A 14,603-nucleotide genomic window follows, 5' to 3' on the forward strand; every position below is an offset into this window, starting at 1 on the left:
GGATGACCGTGTGGAAATCATCGGGAATCGGTGCGCCCGGATCGCAGCAGATGGACTGCGAGCAGGGTGAGCCACAGCCAGGCGATGGCGATGGTGATTCGTTGCAGCAGCCCGGCGATTTCGATCAGGCCGGGGTCTTGCTCGAAGCCCATGCTCGCCAGCACGAAGCACGCGGTGAATCCGGCCGCGGTGAGCAGCGTGTAGACCGCCCAACCGAGGCGCCGCTCGCCCAGGAAGCGGGCGAGGATGACCAGGCACAGCACCGGGAACCCCAGGAACACCGGTAGGGCGAAGAGGTCATGCAGAGTGCCGGTAGTGGTGGGCCCGGCAGGTTTGCCGGGGGTGCCGGGCGGGTAGCCGCTGACCGGGTCGGTCACGAACACCCCCGAGCCGACCAGCCCAATTCCCCAGGCAGCCACCAAGATCGGCGCCCATAGCCGGCCCCGGCCCGGCGTCAGCGCGGCGCGCAAGCCGACGGCGTAGGCAAGCGAGAGAATCCCGGAGACCAGGAAGGTCGCCGTTTGAGTCCAGCCGTACGGGCCGAGAGCCAGGGAACTGATCGGGTGGCGCACCGGGTCGTAGTCCGCGCGTGTGGCGCCTTCCAGCGCGACGGCCGCGAGGAACAGCGGGCCGGCGATCGCGCCACAGATCAGCAAGGCCCGAGTGCGTGGTTCGGCCATGCCGTCAATTTTAGTTGACGCGCCGCATGCCGCACAAGCGGTAATCGATGGTCAGCGCGGGACGTCCCAGAACGCGATCTCGTGCCGCATGCCTTCGAGGAACAGCGCTTCCGCGCGGGCCGGGTCGGCGCCGGATTCGTCGAGCATCTGCGCGCAGCGGGCGGTGAGTGCCGCGAAGCCGGGGTCGGCGTAGGCGTCGACCCAGCGGCGGTAGCGGGGTTCGGTGGGCGGGTTCTCGGCGAGGCGGGTGCCGAGCGTCGAGTAGCCCCACATGCACGGGTAGAGGGCGGCCAGGCCGTCGGCGTAGGTGGCGGCCGAATCCAGCAGGAAGGCGGTGTAGTTCACGCAGGGTTCGCCCTTGACCGCCCCGTCCAGGTCGGCGCCGAACTCGGCGGCCAGCGAGCGGTGCAGCGAGAGTTCCTCGTGGAAGGTGGCGTGCGCGAGGTCGACCAGGTCGCCCAGGTGTGCGGCCGGCGCCTGCCAGGCCAGGCGGGAGAAGACGCGGACGTAGTCGAGCAGGAACAGGTAGTCCTGCTCCAGCCAGGAGCGGAATACCGGCTCGTCGAGATCGCCCTTCGCGATGCCGACCACGGTGGGGTGCGCCAGTTGTTCCTCGACCAGTGGGCGGCCGAGCTGCTCCAGGTGTGCTGCAAGACTCATGCGAGAAGTCTCTCTTACTCTCCGGATTGCGTTGGGGGCGGTGTTGCCTCACTCTGTCCGATGTGTGGCGCGATGAGGGCGAAGTGGTGCGGGTTCTGGCGCCATCGGAACAGCGGTTTGTACGGCATGGGACGTACACCGGGCGGACGGTGCGGGTCGAGGGCGAGCTCGATGTCGCCGCGCTGCGCACCGCGTTCCTGACTCTGCAACGCGCCTACCCGGTGTTGACCTGCCGGATCGGCGAGGACTCCGAGGGGGTCGGCTATCTGCTCCGATCCGGCGGGGCCACGGTCGGCGCGTGGGTGCGTGACGGTGCTGTCGATCAGGTGCGACTGCCGGTCCAGCCGGTGGATCCCGGTGTGCAGCTGGCGTATTTGGATGTGGTGATCGGGGGTTCGGCGGCGCGGGTCACCTTGTTCGCGCATCACAGCGTGGCCGATGCCGGGCACTGCGTGGAGTTGGTGTCGCGGCTGTGGAGCTTCTACACCGATCGCTTGACGCCAGAAGATGTTGTGCCGCACGAGCTTCCGAAGCCGGTGGAAGAGTACGCGGCGGACCGGGGAATCACCGGCAGTGCCGTGTCCGGATTCGAGGACGTGACCCGCCCGCTCCCACCCGACGCACGAACCCCTGCCGATCCGGCGACCCCCGCACCGCCCTCGCTCGCGCAACCGCGGCGCGCGGTGCTGGACCCTGTGGCAACCGCCCGCATCGTCGAACTCGGCCATCGACCGGGGCTGACCGTCAACGGCCTCGTCACCGCCGCCCTGTTACGGGCCTATGTCGCTGAAACCGGCTCCACTACAACAGCTTCGGTAGGTTGCCTGTATCCGGTCGACCTGCGCACCCGGTTCGATCCGCCGGTGGCCCGCGCCGCGGGCACCAACATGGCAGGGCTGGCGTCCTTCGCCGCCGAAGTCGACCTGACCGCCGACATTTCCCTACTGGCACACCAGATCTCGTCCCGTCTGCACCACGACCTCTCCGAAGGCATCGTCCAGCAGTCGGTCCTGCACTTCCCGGACTTCTACGGCCCCACCAGAATTCACTCCCTGGCCGGCCACGTCGCCGTCACCAACACCGGCCGTGTCCCAGCCTTCCGCACCCCACCCGAGCTCACCCTCGCCGACTACGAAATCGTCTACCTCTCCGCACATCCCAGACCCTCCACCGGTGCCTCGGCCGCCGTCACCTTCCTCCTCTACACCTTCCAGGGCCGGTTGACGATCGGCGTGCTGGGTGGGGGAGTCGCGGCGGAGCGGCTGCCCGCGGCCGTGCGGCGTGAGCTGGCCGGTCTGTATGCCGAATCGGTCTAGTCGCACACATCCCGTCCGGAGCCCGTAGGGTCATGCCCCAAAGATCTACCCACAGAGAATGACCCGCGTGTTATGAGTACGAATCTGCCCTACAAGCTGTTCCTGCCGCAGTCGACGCCGTCCATGCATCGCGTCTTCGCGATCTACCAGGACCAGGGCTGGGACGAACTGAAGGCCGTCGCCACCTTCGACGACCGCGCCTCCGCCGTCCGCCTCGCCGACGCCCTCAACGAACTCCTCGCCGGCGCCGACCTGGCGCCGGACTTCGTCGCCGAAGCCCTCGAAACCGCGCCCCGCCCGGTGCGCGCCCAGGTGGAACGGATCGCCCGCAAAATCGAATCCGAGGTAGCCGCCGAGGCTTCCCCCACCGACTACCTCGACGCCCTGTCCCGCCCCTCCATCTGCGGCGTCATGCGCTTCCCCCTGGCCCCCGCCGACCCGGACGACTCCATCATCACCCCGCGCACCGCCGAAACCCTGCGCTACCACGGCGAAATCTACGTCGAGGAACTCAACGCCCTGATCGCCGGCGACGCCGAAGTCTTCCGCCACGAACTCCCCACCGCACTGCAACGCCAAAAGCTCCCCTTCCTCAAGCAATTCGCCACCTGCTTCGACCACCTCCTCGAATGCCTCGACTCCGGCACCTGGCCCGAACCCCGCTCCATGGGCGAGGAAATCGCCCTGTGGATCATGCTCGAACGCGCCACCGAACAAATCGAAGAAGAACGAGCCGGCTTCGAAGCCTTCACCTCCCCGTCGCTCAACGACCTGCCGAAGTCAGAATTCGACTACAACTTCGACGATCTCACCGAGTCCCTCTTCCACGACCACGAATTCCGCTACTCCGTGCTCGACCAGCCGACCCCCTTCGAAAACGGTGCCCTGAAGCACCTTTTCAAGCCCTTCAGCTACCAGGAACCGCAAAAGTTGACCCTGCGAAAGCGGGGGTAGACAGAGGTTTCACCGCCATCGACCACTACCGGGCGAATCTCAAGGCCGGTCGACGTCGGGCACGATCACCTCGGGCTTGAAGATCACCCGGTAATGGTCCGCGCTCACATTCGCGGGCTCGAGCTGCTCCACGAAGTATGTCACGTTGTCACTGAGGCCGAGGAAGTGCTTTTTGTACTCGCCGCCGGCGGTCTTGCAGACGACCTCGAGCTGGTTGCCGTCGTCCTTGATGTTGCATCGCCCCTCGATGGAGAGGAGGTACTTGTCGGTGATGCCGTTCACGAACACGACGCGGCGTGCGATCTCGAACTGATCGGCGGCCTTACTGAGGTTCTCCGACACCACATCTGCGTCAGATGAGCAGCCCGACAGCGCGATCCCGCCTGCGAGGGCTATCGCTACCAGGGGCATGGACTTTCTGAGGTAACTCACTGGTTCTCCTTTGAGCGTTATAGGTTGCGCCACCGCTGCACTTCCCGGACCTCGGCAAGGACGAGATCGCCTACGGCACAGCTGGATACCTCGGCGATGTCCCCCATGTGTCCGAGGGCGTCCTCGGCATACGGCCAGACTGCCTCCGAGGTGGCTGCACGCGCCACACCTTTTTCGGCGGGCGAAATCCGGGACCGATCGAGGCCTGTGATGCGGAACGCGGGTGGTCACTCGCTCGCGGAAGGGGTGGGGCGAGAGGCGGCTTCCTTGGGTTTGGGGCCGGGGCGGCGGCTGCGTGCGGCGTGGGCGCGGATCTCTTCGGCGGCTGCCCGGTAGGCGGGCGCCGCATGGGCGAAGTAGTCGAAGAGGACCTCGCGCTGCTCGGCCGTGTAGCGGTCCAGAACCTCGGCGATCAGTCGGCGGGCGGGACCGACCACGTCCTCGATATCGGGGAAGGTCTCGGCTGCGGCTTCGACGATGACCCGTCGCCGGTCGGCTGGATCCGTGGTGCGGCGTAGGTAACCCGCTTTCTCGATGCGGTCGATGAGCCGGGTCGTCGCGCCGGTGGTCAGGCCTACGCGGGCGGCCAGGTCGCCCGAGGTCATCTGCCCGGCCAAGTTGATCAGGCTCACCGCGTACCACTCGGTGGGCTGAAGTCCGGCGGCTTCCGCGCCGGCCATGCCGTGCAGGCCCACCGCGTCGAGGTACTCGCGGAAGACCAGGTGCTGGTCGCGTGATGGCGTGTTTGCCATTGGTGCAGATGCCCCTACTGTGATAGTTGCATTGATGCAGATATTGTTGAAATGCAGATTCTGCTTCATCTTAACGACAAGGAGAACGGCATGACCACCCAGGACGACAAGATGGCCAGCACTGCGGTGGTGGCCGAGGCAAAAGGCCCGGCTTCCGGGAAGTCGCCCAAGCGCCGCCGCCGACTGCTGCGCGTGCTCGGCATCGGCCTACTCGCCGTCGTGGCTGCGGTCGGCGGCGGATATCTGTGGCTCGACGCCACTTCCGACGTGCACAACACCGGACACGCCGAGTGCGCGAGTGTCACCCCGACCGGCCAGGCCGCGCCCGGCGACCGCGAGGCGGTGTGCGGTGTACTGGAGTCGCTGATCGACGCCTGGGACCGCAACGACGCCGACGCCTACGGCGCGCAGTTCACCGAGGACGCCACCTACGCCACCTACGTCGGCAGCTACTACGAGGGCCGCGCCGACATCGTCAACTCCCACAAGGCCCTCTTCGCGAAATTCCTCGAGGGCAGCAAACTGGCCAACTCCTACCTCGGCATCCGCTTCCTGTCGCCCGACGCCGCTATCGTCACCGGCCGCGGCGACGACTACACCGGCGATGCGCCGGCCGAGCTGTCCAAGGTCCAGACCTACACACTCGTACGCCAGGCAGACGGCCAATGGCGGGTCGCCGCCTTCCACAACACCCAGCGAAAGTCCGTGATGGAGCGCTTCTCGTTCATCCTCTCCCCAGACACCAGGCCGGAAGCCGAGAAGTGACCCTGCGGCACGACCTGGCCGTAGAGCAGTAGCAAGGTGAACGCGACCCATCGAACCTCGTAATCGGTTGGCCGACAACGCATGAACGAATCGTCGTGACCGAAACTGATGACCGTTGTCGGAGCGGACCACGGTGCCAGCCGTTGAACGTATCCCAACCGCGTTTCGCAGAGCCGCCACCGCCATCGAGGCGGTCATACGCCCGTCGATCGAAGAGCCGATGATCCGGATGGAGAAAAGAAGGACGAATCATTCGGTGCCAAATTCTCGGCGTATTTTTGGTGATTGGCCGACCATCGTGCGGAATGAAGAAACCCCTGACCGGAATTGGCTGGTCAGGGGTTCTTTTGCTCCCCCATCTGGACTCGAACCAGAAACCTGCCGATTAACAGTCGGCTGCTCTGCCAATTGAGCTATAGGGGACTACTTGGCGGGCTCGTCCGTGCTGGGCGGGCCGAGATGAAACTTTAGCGCACCGTTGGGCCGGTTCCCAAATCGCGGTCTTACCTGGGGGAATGTGTGGTTTGGGGCGGTTGGCCGGGGGCTCGTCCGGCACTGGTCAGGCGCGCGTCGGGGCCTCGGCGGGTGGGCTTGTGAGCAACATTACGCCGACGGGTGGTGGGTGGTGGTCGGGGGTGGAGCGGCGCGCGGGGGAAGGAGTTGTCGACGCGCCCTGGGCGGATCGACAGTTGTCGGTGGCTTCGGGCAGGATAGGGGCGCGCACAGGCGAATTGGGAGGAGCTCTACGAGATGCTGCGGTTGATCATCGGCGTCGCTGCCGGGTACGTGCTCGGGACCAAGGCTGGGCGGGTCCGGTATGAGCAGATCAGCGCGGCTACGCGCGCGGTCACGGGAAGTCCGGTGACGCGCAAGCTGGTGCAGGTCGGGCGGCAGAAGCTGTCGGACAAGCTCAGCACGCGGCCGCAGTTGGAGCCGATGGAGCCTTTGGACGAGCGGACCACGGTGCTGGTCCCGCACGATCAGTTGCGGCGCTGAACGCCGCTCTCCTTGAGCCACAGGGTAATTCGGCGGTCGCCGGATGAACTCTGCGCTTCGAAACCCCTATCGGACGTGTGAGGTGCGAACCGAGGCCCGTGCGGTGGGTGATCGCCGACCGGGTCGTGGTGCGGCCGCGCGGTGTTCATAGTGACCGAGCGGTCTGTGCAAGGAATCTGCAACCAACGGCCGGGCCGGTCGCCGCTGCGCTGACCGCATGTACGCGGGGAACTGCCCGGTTTGCGGGCGAAATGATCAGTGCCAGAAGGCTTCTGCGATCTATGCGGCGGGGACATCGCGGGGGCGGGGATACTCCTACGACAAGCGGCGTCGCCGTAAGACCGCCATGTTCATCCAGACGGCGTTGGCGAAGCAGCTTTCGCCACCTGTGCTAGCGCTGGATAGCGCCTACGTGGTCCGGATGGTCTCGTTGACGACCGTCGGGCTGATCTTGCACGCCCTCGGCTATCTCGTGCTGTCCGGGTTCGGGTTTCTGATGGCGGCCCGTCAGCCTGCCGCGAAGTCGTCGGAGTTGCCCATGGCCTGGGTGAGCAGGCTCTTGCGGTACTGCTCCAGGGCGACGAGGTCGCCGAAGAGGGCCATGTAGGTGTCGGCCTGGTCGGTTGAGGACAGGCGTTGGAGGCGGGACTTCAGTTCGGCTACCTGACGGCCGACCCAGGCTTCCTGGGCCCGCGCCAAAACGCCGGTGATGAAGCGGGGGATGTCGTTGGACGACTTCACCGGGAGCGGTTCGTTGGCGAGTTCGGAGACGAACGCCTGGAGGGTGAGGTCGTCGGCGTGGTCGGTGACGGCGCTGACCCATTCCGCGCCGCCCAGGCCGCAGGACGCGCCGCCGGCTTCGGCGATCATGGCGCGGACCGCGACGAAGGCGGGGTGGGTGAAGGCTTCGGCTTCCAGAGAGTCGAAGACGGGGCCGGCGATCGCCGGGTACTGCAGGGCGGCAGCGAGGACCTGGCGTTGCGGGAGCAGGACCGGGTCGTTCGGATTCGGCCGCGCCGCAGGATGTTCGGTGACCGTGGGGGAGGACGGGGCGGCGGCGCCGCGGGTCGGGGTGCGAGACGGCGCACCGGTGCGGCCACGCTTGGCTTCGTCGCCGACGCGGCGGACGACGGACTGGATGTCGTCCCAGCCGACCCAGCCGGCCAGGCGCGTGGCGTAGGCCTTGCGGGTCGCGTTGTCCTTGATCTGCGCGACCACGGGGATCGCGCGCCGCAGCGCCTCCACCTGGCCCTCGACCTGGTCGAGGTTGTGGTCGGCGAGCAGGCCGCGGATCACGAACTCGTACAGCGGGGTTCGACGGGCGATCAGGTCGCGGATGGCGCCGTCGCCGGAATGCTGGCGCAGCTCACAGGGATCCTGGCCGTCGGGGGCGATGGCGATGTAGGTCTGACCGGCCAGCCGCTGGTCGCCGCCGAAAGCTTTCAGTGCCGCGGCTTGGCCTGCGGCGTCACCGTCGAAGGTGTAGATGATCTCGCCGCGCCAGAAGTTGTCGTCCATGAGCAGACGGCGCAGGATCGCCATGTGCTCGTCACCGAACGCGGTGCCGCAGGAGGCGACGGCAGTTTTCACGCCGGCGAGGTGCATGGCCATGACGTCGGTGTAACCCTCGACGACAACGGCCTGGTGCCCCTTGGCGATATCGCGCTTGGCGTGGTCCAGGCCGAAGAGCACCTGAGACTTCTTGTACAGCATCGTGTCCGGGGTGTTGATGTACTTGCCGGGCATGGTGTCGTCGTCGAACAGCTTGCGCGCGCCGAAGCCGATGACCTCGCCGCCGAGGTTGCGGATCGGCCAGAGCAGGCGGCGATGGAAGCGGTCGATGGGGCCGCGCTTGCCCTGCTTGGACAGGCCGGCCGCTTCCAGTTCCTTGAACTCGAAACCCTTACGCAGCAGATGCTTGGTGAGGGTGTCCCAGCCGTCGGGGGCGTAGCCACAGCCGAATTGCTGGGCCGCGTTGCCGTCGAAATTGCGGTCGGTCAGGAACTTCCGCGCGGTCTCGGCCTCGGGCTCACGCAGCTTGGCCATGTAGTACTCGTGTGCGGCGGCGTTGGCGGCGACCAGCCGGGAGCGGGTGCCCCGGTCGCGCTGCACGGAGGTGCCGCCACCCTCGTAGTTGATCTGGTAGCCGACCCGATCGGCAATCTGCTCGACTGCTTCGACGAACCCGATGTGTTCGATCTTCTGCAGGAACTTGTAGACATCGCCGCCTTCACCACAGCCGAAGCAGTGGAAAACGCCGATGTGGGGGCGCACATGGAAGGAGGGCGACTTCTCGTCGTGGAAGGGGCACAACCCCTTCTCCGAGTCGGCGCCCGCACGCTTCAGGGCGACGTACTCTCCGACGACCTCCTCGATCCGAACCCGTTCGCGTATAGCCGCGATATCGCGATCTGGGATTCGTCCGGTCACGGCAAGAGTCTAGGCCAATCGATCATCGACACGCCCATCGGCTGCGCCCAGAGCCACACCCGCGCGAGCCGTTCGCCACGGTTGCGTGGTTCGCCTCCCGCTGGTCTCGAGGGGTGTGCGAACCACCCCGCATCACCGCTGTTGCGCTGCAACGACTCCGGAGCGGAGGCAGGACAAATTCGTGCATCGGGACTTTGCGACGGTGGCATCGGCCGAACGGCAGACAGTGCACGATTTGCCGATCAGCTGTCGAGCTGGGCAGCGATCCGCTCCAGCCGGCTCTCCGTGTACGACGCGATCTGGTCCACGACCACGCGAACCCGGGCGGTGTCGTCGTCCGCGGCTTTCCACCACGGTAGGAGCACCGGGTCGAGGCTGTCGGGCGCCGAGTCGAGGAGGTGGGTGGCGACGGCGAGGATGCGTTCGCGTTGCAGGTCCTGGCGGCGGCGGTGCGCGATATCGGACATGACGTAGTGCAGGGCCACCGTTTTGAGCATCGCGACTTCGGCGGCGACCACTGCCGGGACTTCGAGATCGGCGGCGTAGCGGGTCAGCGGCCCCGGCCCGGCGACCGTGTGGGTCGCGGTGATGGCGGCGGTGGCGAAGCGGCCGACCAGTTCGCTGGTGAGCTGCTTCAGCGCGACGGAACTCGCGAAGCTGGCGTCGTAGTCGGCGGCCGCGGCGACGACGGGGAGGTCGGAGAGGCGGTGCGCGGCGGCGATCAGTTCGTCCACCGATAGGGAGGGATGGCGTTCGTGGCCGAGGCGCGCGAGTTCGGTCTGCAACGCGGGATCGCTGAGGCCGTGTAGGTCGATGCGGCCCGCGATCACACCGTCCTCGACGTCGTGCACCGAGTAGGCGACGTCGTCGGACCAGTCCATGACCTGGCATTCCAGGCTCTGTTTGCGGTCCGGCGCACCGGCGCGAATCCAGGCCAGCCGGTCCATATCGATGTCATAGGCGCCGAACTTGGTGCCGGAACCGGTTCTGCCCCACGGGTATTTGATCGCCGAGTCGAGGGCGGCGCGGGTCAGGTTCAATCCGGCGCTGGTGCCGTCGGGGGCGAGAACCTTGGGTTCGAGGCGGGTGAGGATCCGCAGATTCTGGGCATTGCCTTCGAATCCGCCGTGCTGGTCGGCGAATTGGTCGAGGGCCTTCTCCCCGTTGTGGCCGTAGGGCGGGTGGCCGATGTCGTGCGCGAGCCCGGCCAGGTCGGCCAGATCGGGGTCGCAGCCGAGGCCCGCGGCGATGCTGCGCCCGATCTGCGCGACCTCGATCGAGTGGGTCAGCCGGGTGCGCGGGGTGTCACCGTCGCGCGGACCCATCACCTGGGTCTTGTCGGCGAGTCTGCGGAATGCGGCGGAGTGCAGGACGCGGGCGCGGTCGCGGGCGAATTCGGTGCGGTGCCCGCCCTCTCGCTCGGAAGGCCAGAGGGCGGCGGTCTTGGGGGTTCCGGCGACCATCCGCTCGCGGTCGTGTGCAGTGTAGGTCATCGAATATCACTGCCCCGCTGTGTATTTGAAGTCGGCGGAGAAATGCGTCAGCTGGTACCAGAGCAGCGCGCCGGTCTCCCGGGCGATGCCGTGCGCCTGGGATTCGCGCGTGTAGACGGCGGGCCCGGTGCGGGTGGGCGCGGTCCAGGCGTGCAGTCCGGCGTCGCGGGCCATGGTGCGGGTGCGCAGCGAATGCCAAGGGTCGCTGACCAATACCGCCGAGGACAGCTCGCGTGCGTGCATCGCCTCAGCGACGGCTTCGACGCTGCGCAACGTGTCCGAACCGGTTTCCACAGCGACAATCTTGTCCCCGGGCACGCCCAGCGTTTCGAGATAGTTCTTGCCCGACGCCGCTTCGGTATACAGGTCACCCTCCTGTTTGCCGCCGACGGTGATCACCCGCGGCGCGACGCCCAGCTTGTACAGCTTCGCGGCCTGATCCAGCCGCGCCTCGAACACCGACGACGGCGTCCCGGAATACTGCGCCGCGCCCAGCACCACGATCGCGTCGGCTTTGCTGTAATCCTCGATCCGCGCGACCTGCCACACCCGGAACGCGGTGCCGCCCACCAGCACCAGCCCCATCAGCACCGTCCCGAGAATCAACCGCCGTAGCCACCGCACTAGCCCGGCCCCGAATCCTCGCGGCACACCGGGAGCGGGAGCCACATCGGCCCCAGGATGCAAGGTTGGCGAACTCACGCATCCAAGTCTGCCAGTACCCCCCGACCTCCCGACCACCTCGGCGGCCCCAACCCGCCGACCAGTGGGACATGACCGTGGCAAACGTCGAGTGAGCTACTCGGTCATGTCCCGGATGTCATCAGCCCCGGGCCCGCCAGCCTGGAGGTCAGAGGACGGCTGGCACCAGGGCAAGCAGGCCGAGGTCGGCGGCGAGAACGCTGATGACGACTACCCACTGTCGTGCGAAAGGCCACTTCCGCATCCACATGGTCATGACCAAGAGAACGCCGATAAGGCCACAGGCGAGGTAAAAGTACCGGCCAGCAGCCCTATCGGACGTGATCCCTAACGCGCCAATGATTACCGAGAGCAGAATGGTTCCAGCCGCTAGCCTGAATCGCAGGAATCCCTCCGCCATGGCCGCTGCCCCCCAAGCGATGACCCGAGCCATCGCGAAGGGCGCCGATTGACCTGAAGTTGCGGCAGCATCGACCGTCTCGGCCGCACGATAAGCCTTCCGAATCAACGGCCCATCCGCAGACGATTCAGGCTGGTTACCAACGACGTTCACGCCACTCCTCGAGGTGGGGGCGTTCGATGCCGAGGGTGGTGTCGTCGCCGTGGCCGGGGTGGACGACGGTTTCGTCGGGGTAGCGGTCGAAGAGTTTCGATGTCACATCGTTGTAGAGGGAGTCGAAATCGGTGGGGGTCTTGGTTTTGCCGAGGCCGCCGGGGAACAGGGAATCGCCGGTGAAGAGGTGGGTGCGGCCGGATTCGTCGGTCAGGGCGAGGGCGATCGAGCCGGGGGTGTGGCCGCGTAGGTGGGAGATCTCGAAGCGCAGGTCGCCGATTTCGATGGTGTCGCCGTCGGCGAGCAGGCGGTCCGGTTGCACGGGGAGGGGGCCGGCGTCGAGTTCGTGGGCGGCGGTGGGGACGTCGAGGGCGGTGGCGACGTCTTTCAGGCCCCACCAGTGGTCGGGGTGCTGGTGGGTGGTGACGATCAGGGCGACCCGGCCGGCTGCTTCCTGCTCGATCAGTTCCAGGATCCGCTCGGGTTCGTTGGCGGCGTCGATGAGGAGGGCGGGGCCGGACACGCACTGCACCAGGTAGCAGTTGTTGTCCATGGCCCCGACGGACATCTTGATGATCCGGGCGCCGGGGAGGTCACGTTGCTGTGGATTGCTGCCCGGCGACACGTGGCCGGTGTAGGGACGGTCGATCGTCGTCATTCCCGCAGCCTATCCAGTTAGATTCAACACATGCAGCTGCCATGGAGCCGCCTCGCCCGCTGGTCTGCTTCACTCCTCGTCGGCGTCATGCTGGCGGGTGTCGCGCTGTTGAGCGCGCCGGTTGCGGCCGCACCGCCGGGCCGGATGGGGTCCTATGTGGTCGACGAGGCGAAGGTGCTCGATCAAGGGGACATGGATCGGGTGCGCGCGGCGGTCGAACGGCTGTACACCGACCATCAGGTGCGGCTGTGGGTCAATTACGTGCCCGATTTCGGCGGGCTCGGCGCGGAATCGTGGGCCGAGCGCACCGCGACCGAATCCGGTTTCGGCCGAAGGGATCTGCTGCTCGCCGTCGCGACCGAATCCCGCGACTACTGGTTCTACGGCGACCTGCCGAACGGGGTCTCCGACGGTGAACTCGACGACCTGCTGACCGGCAAGGTCGAGCCGGACCTGCATCGCAGCCAATGGGCCGACGCGGGAATCGCCATGGCCGACGGGATGGGTTCGGCGATGAGCAGCGGCAGCGGTGGTGGCCGCATGGTGCTGGTGCTCTGGGCGCTGATCATCCTGGGCGTCATCGCGTTCGGCCTGTATTGGCTGTTCCGCCGCAAGCAGCGCCGCGACCTCAGCCGCGCACAACTCGACGCCGCCCGAAACCTGGATCTCGGCAACAGCGCCGCCCTCGCCGCCCTGCCGCTCGAAATCCTGCACGAGCGCTCCCGGGAAGCGTTGGTGGACATCGACAATGCGATCCGCACCAGCGCCGAAGAACTGGAAATCGCCACCGGCGAATTCGGAGCCACCGCGGTCAGCCCGTTCACCAACGCGCTGGAGAACGCGAAAGCCGCCGCGTCCAAAGCCTTCTCGATCCGCCAGCAACTCGACGACGAAATCCCTGAGACACCAGACGAACAGCGCACGCTGCTGGTCGAGCTGCTGAACACGGTCGGACGGGCGGACAAGGAACTCGACGCTCGCGTAACCGAATTCGACCAGATGCGCAGCCTGCTCATCAACGCTCCGAGCCGGCTGGACACCCTCACCCAAGATATCGTCGACCTGACCGGGCGAATCCCCGCCTCCGAGGCCGAACTGACCCGGCTCACCGCAGCCCAGCCGACGAGCGTGCTGGCCCCGATCCGGGACAACGTCGGCATGGCGCGCGAACGAATCACCTTCGCCGAAAACAACATCGACATCGGCAGGGACGCTCTCGTCCAGCCGGTCGGTAAGCAGGGCGCCGCGGTTCCGGCGATCCGGTCGGCGGAGGGGGCCATCGGCCAGGCCCGCACACTGCTCGACGCGGTCGACAATGCCTCCACCAACATCGAGCAGGCCCGCGCCGGATTACCCGGAGCCCTCGCCGAATTGCGTAAAGACCTCGCCGACGCGTCCGGCCTCACCGCCCACGGCGGACCCGAGCTGACCGCCGCCGTCAACACCGCGCAGCGGGCCTTGACCAAAGCCGAATCCACCGGCGACACAGACCCGCTCGGTTCCTTCCACGACGCGGTCACCGCCGACGGCGACTTGGACAAGGCGATCGCCGCCGCCACCGATCGCAAGCTGGCCGCCGAAGACCTGGCCCGCCGCCTCGACCAAGCCCTCACCAACGCCCGCTCCCGCGTCCAGCAAGCCAGCGACTACATCAGCACCCGCCGCGGCGGCGTCGACGCGAACGCCCGCACCCGGCTGTCGGAGGCCCAGCGCAACCTCGACGCGGCACAACAACTCACCGCCACCAACCCGGCCGACGCCCTGCGCAACGCCCAGTCCGCCGCCGACCTGGCTGGCCGCGCGCTCCAGGAAGCACAAGCCAGCGTGCAGGCCTGGGAATCAAGCCAAACCCAATACAGCGGTTCCTACGGCCGCGGCCCCTTCGGCGGCGGATTCGGCGGCAGCGGAGCGGTTCTCGGCGGCATCCTCCTCCAGGACCTGCTCCGTGGGGCGGGCGGCTCCCGCCGTTCGAGCGGTTCCGGTGGCTGGAGCGCAGGCTCCTACGGCGGCTCCCAGGGCTCCCGCAGGATCAGCCGGGGCGGACGCTTCTAGCGCACGTCTGGCACGCGTCCGGTCACCTCTGCCCACCCAGCCTGCAGGACCCCTCGGCAGGTCGTCTCCTCAGCCTCTCGTGGCTGGAACTGACCGCGATTGCAACAGCGGCGGACGATTCGTCACCGTCACGCCGGGCTGTTCGGCCGCTACGAGCGCG

Annotated in this window: 14 protein-coding genes, 1 tRNA gene and 1 pseudogene; 5 read left to right on the forward strand and 11 right to left on the reverse strand. The window is 67.1% G+C overall.

Annotation, left to right across the window (positions count from 1 at the left end; translation table 11 throughout):
- Positions 1-17: 17 nt before the first annotated feature.
- Together IBX22_RS30220 and IBX22_RS30225 are read right to left on the reverse strand one after the other, a co-directional pair.
- Positions 18-680, reverse strand: coding sequence for a DUF998 domain-containing protein (locus IBX22_RS30220; protein ID WP_194819162.1), 663 nt, complete (start codon positions 678-680; stop codon positions 18-20).
- 51 nt (positions 681-731) lie between these two features.
- Positions 732-1,340 carry a TenA family protein gene (locus IBX22_RS30225; RefSeq protein WP_194819163.1) on the reverse strand — a complete coding sequence of 203 codons (609 nt, stop codon included), beginning with the start codon at positions 1,338-1,340 and terminating at the stop codon, positions 732-734.
- A gap of 86 nt (positions 1,341-1,426) precedes the next feature.
- Here IBX22_RS30225 and IBX22_RS30230 point away from each other — a divergent pair, with 86 nt between their 5' ends.
- Complete coding sequence (locus IBX22_RS30230) at positions 1,427-2,656, forward strand: acyltransferase (RefSeq protein WP_309234873.1); 1,230 nt, start codon at positions 1,427-1,429, stop codon at positions 2,654-2,656.
- Positions 2,657-2,728: 72 nt separating this feature from the next.
- On the forward strand, positions 2,729-3,610 hold the full coding sequence (locus IBX22_RS30235; RefSeq protein ID WP_194819164.1) for a hypothetical protein: 882 nt from the start codon (positions 2,729-2,731) through the stop codon (positions 3,608-3,610).
- Between the two features lie 39 nt (positions 3,611-3,649).
- Here the strand turns inward: IBX22_RS30235 and IBX22_RS30240 are convergent, their stop codons facing one another.
- Both IBX22_RS30240 and IBX22_RS38170 read right to left on the reverse strand, forming a co-directional pair.
- On the reverse strand, positions 3,650-4,042 hold the full coding sequence (locus IBX22_RS30240; RefSeq protein WP_309234850.1) for a hypothetical protein: 393 nt from the start codon (positions 4,040-4,042) through the stop codon (positions 3,650-3,652).
- Positions 4,043-4,269: 227 nt separating this feature from the next.
- Positions 4,270-4,794 (reverse strand): MarR family winged helix-turn-helix transcriptional regulator, encoded by a 525-nt coding sequence (locus tag IBX22_RS38170; RefSeq protein WP_194819165.1) that lies wholly within the window; start codon positions 4,792-4,794, stop codon positions 4,270-4,272.
- A gap of 90 nt (positions 4,795-4,884) precedes the next feature.
- Here IBX22_RS38170 and IBX22_RS30250 point away from each other — a divergent pair, with 90 nt between their 5' ends.
- A complete protein-coding gene (locus IBX22_RS30250) occupies positions 4,885-5,559 on the forward strand; it encodes an SgcJ/EcaC family oxidoreductase (RefSeq protein ID WP_228539763.1) in 675 nt (224 codons plus the stop codon).
- Between the two features lie 39 nt (positions 5,560-5,598).
- On the opposite strand, the pseudogene IBX22_RS37680 reads toward IBX22_RS30250, so the two are convergent.
- Both IBX22_RS37680 and IBX22_RS30255 read right to left on the reverse strand, forming a co-directional pair.
- A pseudogene (locus tag IBX22_RS37680) lies at positions 5,599-5,799 on the reverse strand (DDE-type integrase/transposase/recombinase); the annotation flags it as partial.
- 110 nt (positions 5,800-5,909) lie between these two features.
- Positions 5,910-5,982 (reverse strand) — tRNA-Asn (locus IBX22_RS30255).
- A gap of 327 nt (positions 5,983-6,309) precedes the next feature.
- On the opposite strand from IBX22_RS30255, the gene IBX22_RS30260 reads away from it, so the two are divergent.
- Positions 6,310-6,555, forward strand: coding sequence for a hypothetical protein (locus IBX22_RS30260; RefSeq protein WP_194819166.1), 246 nt, complete (start codon positions 6,310-6,312; stop codon positions 6,553-6,555).
- 507 nt (positions 6,556-7,062) lie between these two features.
- Here IBX22_RS30260 and dnaG read toward each other — a convergent pair.
- From dnaG to IBX22_RS30285, 5 genes are all read right to left on the reverse strand, one after another.
- A complete protein-coding gene (gene dnaG, locus IBX22_RS30265) occupies positions 7,063-8,985 on the reverse strand; it encodes a DNA primase (protein WP_194819167.1) in 1,923 nt (640 codons plus the stop codon).
- Between the two features lie 242 nt (positions 8,986-9,227).
- Positions 9,228-10,478 carry a deoxyguanosinetriphosphate triphosphohydrolase gene (locus IBX22_RS30270; RefSeq protein WP_194819168.1) on the reverse strand — a complete coding sequence of 417 codons (1,251 nt, stop codon included), beginning with the start codon at positions 10,476-10,478 and terminating at the stop codon, positions 9,228-9,230.
- A gap of 6 nt (positions 10,479-10,484) precedes the next feature.
- Positions 10,485-11,063 (reverse strand): YdcF family protein, encoded by a 579-nt coding sequence (locus IBX22_RS30275; protein ID WP_194819520.1) that lies wholly within the window; start codon positions 11,061-11,063, stop codon positions 10,485-10,487.
- Positions 11,064-11,328: 265 nt separating this feature from the next.
- Positions 11,329-11,733: a hypothetical protein gene (locus IBX22_RS30280; RefSeq protein WP_194819169.1), complete on the reverse strand. Its 405-nt coding sequence runs from the start codon at positions 11,731-11,733 to the stop codon at positions 11,329-11,331.
- Positions 11,717-12,391: an MBL fold metallo-hydrolase gene (locus IBX22_RS30285; protein WP_194819170.1), complete on the reverse strand. Its 675-nt coding sequence runs from the start codon at positions 12,389-12,391 to the stop codon at positions 11,717-11,719. Before IBX22_RS30285 ends, IBX22_RS30280 begins: the two co-directional genes overlap by 17 nt.
- A 30-nt stretch (positions 12,392-12,421) precedes the next feature.
- On the opposite strand from IBX22_RS30285, the gene IBX22_RS30290 reads away from it, so the two are divergent.
- Positions 12,422-14,443 (forward strand): TPM domain-containing protein, encoded by a 2,022-nt coding sequence (locus IBX22_RS30290; RefSeq protein WP_194819171.1) that lies wholly within the window; start codon positions 12,422-12,424, stop codon positions 14,441-14,443.
- Positions 14,444-14,603 lie beyond the last annotated feature (160 nt).

Origin of the sequence: Nocardia sp. XZ_19_385 (assembly GCF_015355755.1) — a bacterium.
Taxonomy (GTDB): Bacteria; Actinomycetota; Actinomycetes; order Mycobacteriales; family Mycobacteriaceae; genus Nocardia.

Coding starts and splice junctions, on each gene's coding strand:
- IBX22_RS30220 (WP_194819162.1), bottom strand. CDS start 680: ATGGCCGAACCACGCACTCGGGCCTTGCTGATCTGTGGCGCGATCGCC.
- IBX22_RS30225 (WP_194819163.1), bottom strand. CDS start 1,340: ATGAGTCTTGCAGCACACCTGGAGCAGCTCGGCCGCCCACTGGTCGAG.
- IBX22_RS30235 (WP_194819164.1), top strand. CDS start 2,729: ATGAGTACGAATCTGCCCTACAAGCTGTTCCTGCCGCAGTCGACGCCG.
- IBX22_RS38170 (WP_194819165.1), bottom strand. CDS start 4,794: ATGGCAAACACGCCATCACGCGACCAGCACCTGGTCTTCCGCGAGTAC.
- IBX22_RS30250 (WP_228539763.1), top strand. CDS start 4,885: ATGACCACCCAGGACGACAAGATGGCCAGCACTGCGGTGGTGGCCGAG.
- IBX22_RS30260 (WP_194819166.1), top strand. CDS start 6,310: ATGCTGCGGTTGATCATCGGCGTCGCTGCCGGGTACGTGCTCGGGACC.
- IBX22_RS30270 (WP_194819168.1), bottom strand. CDS start 10,478: ATGACCTACACTGCACACGACCGCGAGCGGATGGTCGCCGGAACCCCC.
- IBX22_RS30275 (WP_194819520.1), bottom strand. CDS start 11,063: ATGGGGCTGGTGCTGGTGGGCGGCACCGCGTTCCGGGTGTGGCAGGTC.
- IBX22_RS30285 (WP_194819170.1), bottom strand. CDS start 12,391: ATGACGACGATCGACCGTCCCTACACCGGCCACGTGTCGCCGGGCAGC.
- IBX22_RS30290 (WP_194819171.1), top strand. CDS start 12,422: ATGCAGCTGCCATGGAGCCGCCTCGCCCGCTGGTCTGCTTCACTCCTC.